9 protein-coding genes are annotated in these 9483 nt (G+C 62.9%); 6 read left to right on the top strand and 3 right to left on the bottom strand.

Features of this window, described 5'->3' with window-relative positions; all coding sequences use genetic code 11:
- The first annotated feature begins 79 nt into the window (after positions 1-79).
- The 4 genes from LOL23_RS18410 to LOL23_RS18395 all read left to right on the top strand — a co-directional run bounded on the left by LOL23_RS18410 (position 80) and on the right by LOL23_RS18395 (position 2739).
- Complete coding sequence (locus LOL23_RS18410) at positions 80-331, top strand: MoaD/ThiS family protein (protein ID WP_237174082.1); 252 nt, start codon at positions 80-82, stop codon at positions 329-331.
- A gap of 163 nt (positions 332-494) precedes the next feature.
- Positions 495-962: a molybdenum cofactor biosynthesis protein MoaE gene (locus LOL23_RS18405; protein WP_369414156.1), complete on the top strand. Its 468-nt coding sequence runs from the start codon at positions 495-497 to the stop codon at positions 960-962.
- A 60-nt stretch (positions 963-1022) separates the two neighbouring features.
- On the top strand, positions 1023-1541 hold the full coding sequence (moaB, locus tag LOL23_RS18400; RefSeq protein WP_160982224.1) for a molybdenum cofactor biosynthesis protein B: 519 nt from the start codon (positions 1023-1025) through the stop codon (positions 1539-1541).
- Complete coding sequence (locus LOL23_RS18395; protein ID WP_160982226.1) at positions 1534-2739, top strand: molybdopterin molybdotransferase MoeA; 1206 nt, start codon at positions 1534-1536, stop codon at positions 2737-2739. Before moaB ends, LOL23_RS18395 begins: the two co-directional genes overlap by 8 nt.
- A gap of 68 nt (positions 2740-2807) precedes the next feature.
- On the opposite strand, the gene rsmA is transcribed toward LOL23_RS18395, so the two are convergent.
- From rsmA to LOL23_RS18380, 3 genes are read right to left on the bottom strand one after another with little or no spacing between them, the layout of a single operon-like run.
- A complete protein-coding gene (gene rsmA, locus LOL23_RS18390) occupies positions 2808-3602 on the bottom strand; it encodes a 16S rRNA (adenine(1518)-N(6)/adenine(1519)-N(6))-dimethyltransferase RsmA (RefSeq protein ID WP_160982228.1) in 795 nt (264 codons plus the stop codon).
- Between the two features lie 5 nt (positions 3603-3607).
- On the bottom strand, positions 3608-5119 hold the full coding sequence (locus LOL23_RS18385) for a peptidylprolyl isomerase (RefSeq protein ID WP_439652109.1): 1512 nt from the start codon (positions 5117-5119) through the stop codon (positions 3608-3610).
- Positions 5116-7515, bottom strand: coding sequence for an LPS-assembly protein LptD (locus tag LOL23_RS18380; RefSeq protein WP_160982230.1), 2400 nt, complete (start codon positions 7513-7515; stop codon positions 5116-5118). Before LOL23_RS18380 ends, LOL23_RS18385 begins: the two co-directional genes overlap by 4 nt.
- A gap of 149 nt (positions 7516-7664) precedes the next feature.
- On the opposite strand from LOL23_RS18380, the gene LOL23_RS18375 reads away from it, so the two are divergent.
- A complete protein-coding gene (locus tag LOL23_RS18375) occupies positions 7665-8708 on the top strand; it encodes an aminoglycoside phosphotransferase family protein (protein ID WP_439652108.1) in 1044 nt (347 codons plus the stop codon).
- The gene (gene murU, locus LOL23_RS18370) at positions 8708-9421 is read left to right on the top strand and encodes an N-acetylmuramate alpha-1-phosphate uridylyltransferase MurU (RefSeq protein WP_160982232.1); all 714 of its coding nucleotides are present in this window, start codon (positions 8708-8710) and stop codon (positions 9419-9421) included. The genes LOL23_RS18375 and murU overlap by 1 nt, the downstream gene beginning before the upstream one ends.
- The last annotated feature ends 62 nt before the right edge of the window (positions 9422-9483 follow it).

Raw genomic sequence — 9483 nt, 5'->3', positions numbered from 1 at the left:
GGGGGGGCGGGCACCGTGCCACACTGCGGCATACCCGCTACAATGAACTAAAGAGAATGCCATAGAGATGGAGGCTGGCGTGGCACATTCCTGCATAAACGTTCTGTATTTTGCCCAAGTGGCCGAACTGGCCGGGCTCAGGCAAGAAAGCCTGCCGCTGGCCGCTCCCATTAGCGGTGCCGAATGGCTGACCCAACTCGAAGGCCGTTACCCTGCGCTTGCACCCACCGCGCGGCTCAAATTGGCGATCAATCAGCAACGTTCGCCGCATCAGGCCATCATACAGCCCGGCGACGAGGTTGCCGTCTTCGAACCCGTGACGGGCGGCTGACGCTGGCCGTCACCGTCAAGCTCGGATATCAACCATGACCACCACCCTCCCCCTGAATGGCGCTGCCGCATCGAACACGACGACGGCACACCCGCAAACGTACCCAGCAGATACCTCTGGCGCAGCCAGCCCGGTGAACGACACGCGGCCGCAGGCCTCCAGCATTTGGGTACAGGAGCAGGATTTCGACAGCGCCGCCTTGGTGGCGGGCATGCGCCAGCGCACCGCCGGCCGTGCGGGTGCGCTGGTCAGTTTTACCGGATATGTGCGGGATTACACGCCCGACACCCCCACACACACCCTGTTTCTTGAGCACTACCCCGGCATGTGCGAACGCGAACTGCACGCGCTGTGCGCCACCGCGCGAGCGCGCTGGGACGTACAAGACTGCCTGATCGTGCATCGGGTGGGTGAGCTGCACAACACCGACCAGATCGTTTTCGTAGCCGTCGCCAGCGCTCACCGCGGCGATGCCTTCCGCGCCTGCGAGTTCATCATCGACGCCCTGAAGACACGCGCGCCGTTCTGGAAGCGTGAAGCGCTCGCGAATGGCGAGCGCTTCTGGGTGCAACAGCGCGAGTCGGATGCGGACAAGACCAATGCATGGGAATCCGGTGCCGCGCCGCCCTGAATCCCCACGCAGCGCCAACGCATCTGTCATCGGTAACCTCACTATATCGAACCCTCTCTCATGAGCAAAGCGACCCCAGGGCAAGCCACCCTGCCCCTGAACTGTGCAGTCATCACCATCTCCGACACCCGCGAAGCCACCAACGATACATCAGGCGACTACCTGGCCGAAAGCCTGCTGGCCGCTGGCCATCGTTGTGTACAACGGGTGATCTGCAAGAGCAGCCTGTACGAAATCCGCAAGCACATGAGCGACTGGATTCTCGACGCCGGCATTCAAGTCATCCTGGCCAACGGCGGCACCGGCTACTCGCACCGCAAATCCACGGCAGCGGCTGTCACACCGCTGCTCGACCAGACAATTACCGGCTTCGGTGAATTGTTCCGTTATCTGTCTTACAAAGATATCGGCAGCTCGATGCTGCAATCCGATGCCTTTGCCGGCATCGCCAACAATACCCTTATCTTCTGCCTACCCGGCTCCACCAAGGCGTGCCAGACCGCATGGGAAGGCATCCTGCGCGAACAACTCGACAGCACTCACCGCCCCTGCAATTTCGGAGCTTCGTTCCATGCTTGATTTCGACGACGCGCAGCAGCGCCTGGCCGCCGCTGGCGGCGTGCCCACCATCACCGAAAGCTGTCCGCTTTCCCAGGCGAGCGGCCGCGTGCTGGCGCAAACATTATTCGCCACGCTAGATCTCCCGCCCGCCGACAACAGCGCCATGGACGGCTATGCAATCCGCCATGCCGATTACGCACCCGGCCGGGCGCTGCCGATACAGCAACGCTGCTTTGCGGGCGAAAAGCCACAGGCGCTGGTAGCGGGCCAAGCAATCCGCCTCTTTACCGGTAGCTTGATTCCCGAAGGTGCCGATACGGTGGTCATGCAGGAAGACGCGGAGGAAGCCGACAACGCCGTTACCCTCACTCTCGCCCCCACGCTTGGCACGCACGTAAGACGGCGTGGCGAAGATGTGGCCCAGGGCAAGCAGCTACTGGCGCGCGGCACACTGCTGCGCGCGGCTGAACTGGCCTTGCTGGCCTCGCAAGGCTACGCCGAGGTGCCGGTCTTTGCCCGCCTGAAAATCGGCCTGCTGACCACCGGCGACGAGCTTGTCGCGCCAGGCACGCCACGTGACGAAGCACAGATATTCAACTCCAACAGCCCCATGCTGGCGGCGCTGGCCGCAGGCCTGGGCGCGCAGGTCGTGCATACCCTGCACGCGGCGGATACCGCATCCGCCCTGGATGATGCCTTCCAGACGCTGCTGCGCGATTGCGATCTCATCCTGACGGTGGGCGGCGTATCCGTGGGCGAAAAAGACTTGGTCAAGCCCACCATCGAACAACTGGGGGGTACGCTGGACATGTGGCGTGTACGCATGAAGCCGGGCAAGCCCGTTGCCTTCGCACGCATACAGGGCAAGCCCGTGGTGTGCCTGCCTGGCAACCCGGTATCGGCCTTCGCCGTGTTTACCCTGCTAGTGACACCCCTGGTGCGAGCCATGCAAGGCCGCGCCGATACCCTGCCCCCGGTTGGGTTCGGCACGCTCGCGACATCTCAAGTGTTCCAGGAAAAGCGCGACGATTTTTTGCGGGTGCGTGCCGAACCCCGGGCTGATGGGCTGCCGCAGCTTGTGCCCTATGCGCAGCAGGGTTCGGGCATCATCAGCGCTTTGCCGTGGGCCAGCGGCCTGGCTCGCGTCCCGGCTGGCGCAAGCACCGGCAATGGCGCCGTGCTGCGGTACTACGACCTGGCACACTGGCTGGCATAACCCCGCAGCGCGCCCACGCGCCGCACGGTATGCCGCCAAGCATTCTCGGCGCTGCGCAGCACATGCGCTCAGGCTGACACCACCCCGACCACCCCGGCACGCACCAGCGCGTCGGCCAGCGCCATGAACTGTGCCACTGATAGTTCTTCGGCACGCGCCGTTGCCGGGATGCCCAACCCGTCCCAATCAATATGGCCCGCCCACTCCGACAAGCCGCGCCGCAGCATTTTGCGGCGCTGCGCGAACGCCCGCGCCACTACTTGCTCAAAAGCGCGCTCGCTGAGCGGCTTCGGCCTGTTTTCGGGCAGCGGCACCATGCGCACCACCGCGGATACCACGCGAGGCGGCGGATCGAAGGCCTCGGGCGGCACATCGAAGAGCTTCTCCATGCGGTAGCGCGACTGGAGCATAACGGACAAACGGCCATAATCGGCCGTGCGCGGCGCCGCAACCATGCGATCGATCACCTCTCGCTGCAGCATGAAGTGCTGGTCCAGCACTTGGCTCGCGCATCCCAGCAAATGGAATAACAATGGGCTCGAAATGTTATAGGGCAGATTGCCCACGATGCGCAGCCGCTCGCCCAAGCCCGCAAAGTCAGTCTTGAGCGCATCGGCCTCGACGACAGTGAGCCGATTGGCCGGATAGTTCAGACGTAGCCGGGCGGCCAGGTCGCGATCGATCTCGACAACTGTCAGGTGGTCCAGCGCCCCGAGCAGCGGCGCGGTCAGTGCGGACAGGCCGGGGCCGATCTCCACGACTGCGTCGCCCCGCGCGGGTGCGATAGCACGCACAATGGCGTCAATGACGCCCTCGTCAACCAGAAAATGCTGGCCGAATCGTTTGCGGGCTTGATGAACCATCTGTGTCAGCGCCGCCCGCTGCTCGACTGCGGATCAAGACGGTTGTCGATATAGGCTCGGCCACGCAATTGATTGAGCCATTCTTCGACGGCCGGCTCAAGCCTGCGCTCGAACAGGGCCCGACGCGCCTGCATCCGCTTGTATTCATCGCCCATGTCTTTGCTGCGGCGTTCGATCACTTCGATCAGGTGCCAGCCAAACTGGGATTGCACCGGTTGGCTCAGTTGCCCCGGCTGCAGCCCGTTCATGGCCTGCTCGAAGGCAGGCACCGTTTCACCGGGCGTCAGCCAGCCCAGATCGCCGCCTTGCGGTGCAGTCGCGTCTTCAGAGTAGCGCTTAGCCAAATCGGCAAATTTTTCGCCGTTTTCGATGCGCTGACGCAGTTGAACCAGCCGTGTGCGGGCCTGCTCATCTGTCATGACCTTGGATGTCTTGATCAGAATGTGGCGCGCATGTGTCTGCGTGACCATCATGGGGCCCTGCTGGCCCGTGACAGGCGCGGCAGGCTCCGCTTGCGGCGCAGCCTGTGCGCGTGCGGGACCGGACTGGCCGCGCGTCAGGACTTTGAGAATGTGAAAACCATTGCCGCTCTGGATGATGCCACTGACCTGGCCTGCCTGCAGATCGCGGGTAGCCTGAACGAAGAGATCCGGCCACCCCGCCACTGGCCGCACCCCCATGTTGCCACCCTCGAGCGCCTGCGGGCCGTCAGAGGACGATGCCGCCACGCCGGCGAAATCAGCGCCGCCGCGCACTTTGGCGAGCAGCCCCTCGGCCTTGCGCCGCAACTCGGCAACCTGTGACGACGATGCACCCTCGGGCACCGCCACGAGAATCTGCGCAATGCCCAATACTTCGGGCCCCGTCGCAGCGGGCGCGGGCGCAGCAGGCGCGGCGCCCGCCTGGGGTTGCTTGGACGCCGCCGCTTGCCCGCCCTGACTGCGCAAGAAGGCATCGATTTCGGCATCGGAAATCATAATGGTGCTGTCGACCGCCCGCTGGCGCAACATATCGAAGCGCACTTCATCGCGCAGGCTGTCGAGATAGTCAGACCACTTGATGCCGGATTTCTCGATCTCCGTACGTAGCTGGGCCGTAGAGATCCGGTTACGCTGGGCAATGGTGTCCAGCGCACGCTGCACCTGGGCGTCATTGACGCGAACACCAAGCCGGTCGGCCTCCTGGCGCTCGAGTTCCTGCGTGATCATGCGCTGCAATACTTGCTTGCGCAGCACATCGTCGGGCGGAACAGGGATGTTCTGCTGGCGCAGTTGCTGGCGTGCGGACTGCGTCTGGGTTTCGACCTGCCGCAATGTGATCACGTTTTTGTTTACAACGGCAGCAATACCGTCGACGAATTCAGGCGCCGCCTGGCTGGCGGCAGGCTTGGCCGCCTTGGCCGGTGCGGCAACCGTTGCAACAGCGGGCAGCAACCCGGCCAGCAGGCCGGCAAGCAGCACTGCAAGCCAGGGCGTCGCACCCATCTGGTGCGTCTTGGCATGCTTACTTCGCATTATTCATACCTCTCGAAAGTGGTTTTTTCCGGTATAGGTGTCGCGACGGGCTCGTAGCCGATGACGCGGTCTTTGAGCAGGCTCATTGGATCGCTGCCCAATGAGCCCAGCCCTGCAAGTTCAAGCTGGAAGAAGACGGCGCTGTTCACGTCTTCACGTGACACTGCATAGCGCTGCATCACCACGCGTGCTGTCCAACAGCAATCGCCCTTGTACTCAAGCCCCATGATGGATTGCGTATTACGCTTTTCCTGCAAGGAGTAATCGTAACGACCCATCGCGTACAGCTTACGGGTAAGCGGCCACTGCCCCGTCAGGCTCGCCTGTTCGCGTGTGCGGTCGGCATCAGGGCTAAGCACCAAGGTGGGATCGTCGATCATGCGGATATCGCGTTCGTAGCGATACGACAGGCCCAGCGTTGCAAGCCGTTTGGGCATCCAGCGAATACCCGCCGACATGCGATTGCGCTCTTTGGACTCGGGGCTGACCTGCGCATCGAAGCGCACACTGAACTTGTCGGTAAGCGCGGCCTTCATGCCAAAGAGATAATCCGAGCGGCGGTTGGTGCGCGGCTCACGATACAACGTAACCTTCTGGTCGGCAAAATAGAAACGCTGCGCGGCCGACAGCGACAGACGTTCGAAACCGCTGTCTTCGTCCAGCCATCGCGAAGTGAGCCCGAGAGTGACCTGGTTGGCATTGGCGATGCGGTCCCAGCCGCCCGAGAAGATGTTTTCGTCGAAGGCCTGGGAAAAGTTGAACGCGGCCTGCGCCGTATCGTAGATGGGGATATCGGACTGATCGCGGTAAGGCACATACAGATAGTACATTCGCGGCTCCAGCGTCTGGATGGCGTTATTGCCGAAGAGCGTGGTCTTGCGCTCGAAGGTCATCCCGCTGTCCAGCGAAAGTATCGGCAGCGCACGCGTGTGCGTGTCGGGCCGGCCCGCAAAATATGGCAGGTCGTCAACATACCAATCGGTGCTGTATTGGCTCAGGTGCAAGCCGGCCTTGGGGGTGATGTACCAGCCCGGACGGACAATAGGGTGAGACACCGAGGTATACGATGTCATACGGGTGCCGTCGGGCGCCCGATGGCGCGTCCGCCACGGATCAAAGATGCTGCCAGTGTAGCGGCCCGTGTAGTACGGCATGCGAAACTTGGTGGCGTAGTTCTCGGACACGACGTCGAACCCGCCCCAGTTGTAGCGCGCACCCCGCACAAAGAGCTCGGGCAGCTTGTCGTACTGCGGCGTCATGTAATAGCCAAGCGTGGCATCTTGCAACGTCTGGTATTTATAGGCCGCCACACTGGCGTAAAAATACTTGCTGCCGCCCCAAGACAATGCCGCGGAACTGGGCAAGTAGTTGAGGGTGGAGTCTGTCAACCCAAACGAGGAGAAATCGCGGAAATAGTCGTCGTCAGACACCCGGCGGACATCGAACGAGGCATTGAAGCCGCCACCCAGGCTTTGGCGATGCTGCGCCATCAACAGCCAGCGGCTGTCGCCCGTAAGGCGATCGCTGCCAAGATAGGTGCCGTCCACCTGCCCACTGTAAGTGCTGCCAAGATAACGGAACTGCCCGCCAAGCTGCAGCCCGCGCTTGGACAGATAACGGGGCGCCAGTGTGGCATCGTAATTTGGCGCCAGGTTAAGGTAGTATGGTACCGACAGATCGAAGCCGCTTTGCGACGACATGCCATAAGTAGGCAGCAGAAAGCCTGATTTGCGTTCTTTCTTGATCGGAAAGGTAAGATACGGCGAGTACAGAATAGGCACATTTTTGAAATACAGCACGCCGTTGCGCGCCACGCCTTCGTTTTCTTCGAAATCCAGGTCGACCCGCGGCGACGAGATATACCAAGACGGCTCGGGACACGGGCAACCAGCGTAGACGACGTCTGTCAGGCGCATGCGGCTCTTGCTGAAAATATCGGCCCGTGTGGCCACCCCGGTGCCGCCCGCGGCGCCAAGCCAGAAATTCGGCTCGGTGACTTCGCCCGTATCGCTGTCGACATTGAAATCCATGGCCGTGCCACGCACAATGCTGCCTTCGCGCATGATAAGGCCATTGCCGCGCACACGCGCCTGCCCGGTGGCGCGGTCGTAGTCGATATAGTCGCCTTTGACCACGGAATCAATGCGGCGCACCTCAGCCGAGCCTTTCAGGATGATGCGGCCATCCTGGGTGGTTTCCATCTTGTCGGCCACCGTGAAGGCCGAGATCTCGCTGTCGTTGACATTGCTGTGCAGGGACAGCCGGGGCGCCACACGCAAACTACCAGCCTGCGCCTCGGGCGCCTCAGACGCTGCACCCTGCGCGCCGGCGCGCTGCTGCGCCTGCGCCGCCGGCACAGAGCCAAGAGCGATGAGTATTGCCCACCAGACCAAACGCACGAGGATGAAGCCTCCTGAAAAACCGAATATTATTATGCCCGCGCTCCGTTACCGGGTCTGGCACCCGGTATTATAGAGACAGCAGTCATGCGGCATGCATGATTAAAGCATGCCGGCGCCGCTCCCGTCCCCGCGATTTCCCCTCTGATATGAATCTTGTTACCAATCCTGGCCGCGACACCCGGCGCGATGCAATGCTGCAATGGCTGGGCGTCATTGCGCCCTCGCATAGCCTAGACTTGTCCACACTCGAGCCCGCTTCGGCCGACGCCAGTTTCCGGCGTTATTTCCGCCTCCGCGCGGGGCCGGGCACGGCAATCGTGATGGACGCGCCACCCAGCCACGAAGACTGCCGGCCATTCGTGCATGTCACCCGCCTGCTGCACGACGTGGCACTTAACGTACCGCGGGTTCTGGCACAGAATCTGGACGACGGTTTTCTGCTGCTGTCCGATCTTGGCCGGGATACTTTTTATCACGCAATCGGAGAGGGGCTGGACGACGCCCGCCTGCAATCCATGTATCGCGGCGCGCTGGGCGCGTTGGTGCGCATGCAGCAGGCTTCCACCACCGGCTTGGCCGCCTTCGATGCACGACGCCTGCTCGACGAGCTATCGGTTTTCCCCGAATGGTATGCGCGCACGCATTGTCAGGCCGAACTCACCGCTGTCGAACAAGATGCGCTGGGCAGCACCTTTGGCATGCTAGTGGCCGACAACGCCGCTCAGCCCCACGTACTGGTCCATCGCGACTTCCATTCGCCCAACCTGATGGTCGGCGCCCACGACGACGCCCCGGGCATCATCGATTACCAAGACGCCCTCGCCGGCCCCATCACCTACGACATCGCCTCGCTAGTCATGGATGCCCGCACCACATGGGAAGAGCCTCAACAGCTCGACTGGGCAATCCGTTACTGGCAGGCAGCGCGGTCGGCAGGCCTACCGGTGGGCGACGATTTCGCCGAATTCCACCGCGCCTACGAATGGATGGGCCTGCAGCGCAACTTGCGCATTCTGGGCGTGTTCGCCCGACTGTCGCACCGCGACGGTAAACACCACTACCTGGATCACATGCCGCGGGTCAGCGCCTATGTACGCCAGGTGGCTGCCCGCTACAACGTCTTCCGCCCTCTGCTTCGCATTCTCGACAGGCTCGAAAACCGCCAGGCCGCCACAGGGTTCACCTTTTGATGCGCGCCATGATCCTGGCGGCCGGGCGGGGCGAACGCATGCGGCCATTGACAGACAGCGTCCCGAAGCCATTGCTGCGGGCCGGTGGCAAGCCCCTGATTGCCTGGCATATCGAGCGCCTGGTCGCTGCCGGCATTACCGACATCATCATCAACCACGCGTGGTTGGGCGACCAGATCGAGCAGGCATTGGGCGATGGCAGCACATTCGGCGCCCGGCTTGCCTATTCGCCCGAACCGCCCGGGGCACTCGAAACCGCGGGCGGCATCGCCCAGGCCTTGCCGTTTTTCCATGAGCAGCCTTTTCTGGTCGTGAATGGCGATGTGTGGTGCGATTGGCCAGCCACCCAAGCACCCGCCTTCGCCCGCGCCCTTGCCGATTCGGGCCGCAGCGCCTGGCTGCTGCTGGCCGATAACCCGCCCCAGCATCCACAGGGCGACTTCTGCCTGCTGCCCGACGGTACGGTACACGACAAAGCCGCAGACACTGGCGCGGGTCAAATCCTTACATTTTCGGGCATTGGCATTTACACACCCGCATTGTTCGCCCCCATCACCCCCGGCATGCGGGCGCCGCTTGCGCCGCTGCTGCGCCACGCAATGCTTGCCAGGCAAGTCACGGGCACCCGCCATGCGGGCGCCTGGGAAGACATCGGCACACCCGAGCGCCTGAGCGCACTCGATCGGCGCCTGGGCACGGCTTCCCGCGCCTGACGCCACTGCGCCCAGGCGCCCAGGCGCGGCAGTGGCCGCCGCGGGCTGGCCTCCAACAGCAC

The sequence above is a fragment of the Paracandidimonas lactea genome (genome assembly GCF_021653995.1).
GTDB classification, from domain to species: Bacteria; Pseudomonadota; Gammaproteobacteria; order Burkholderiales; family Burkholderiaceae_B; genus Allopusillimonas; species Allopusillimonas lactea.
The sequence above is the reverse complement of the archived record's forward strand: the minus strand, read 5'-3'. Positions and strand labels throughout refer to the sequence as shown.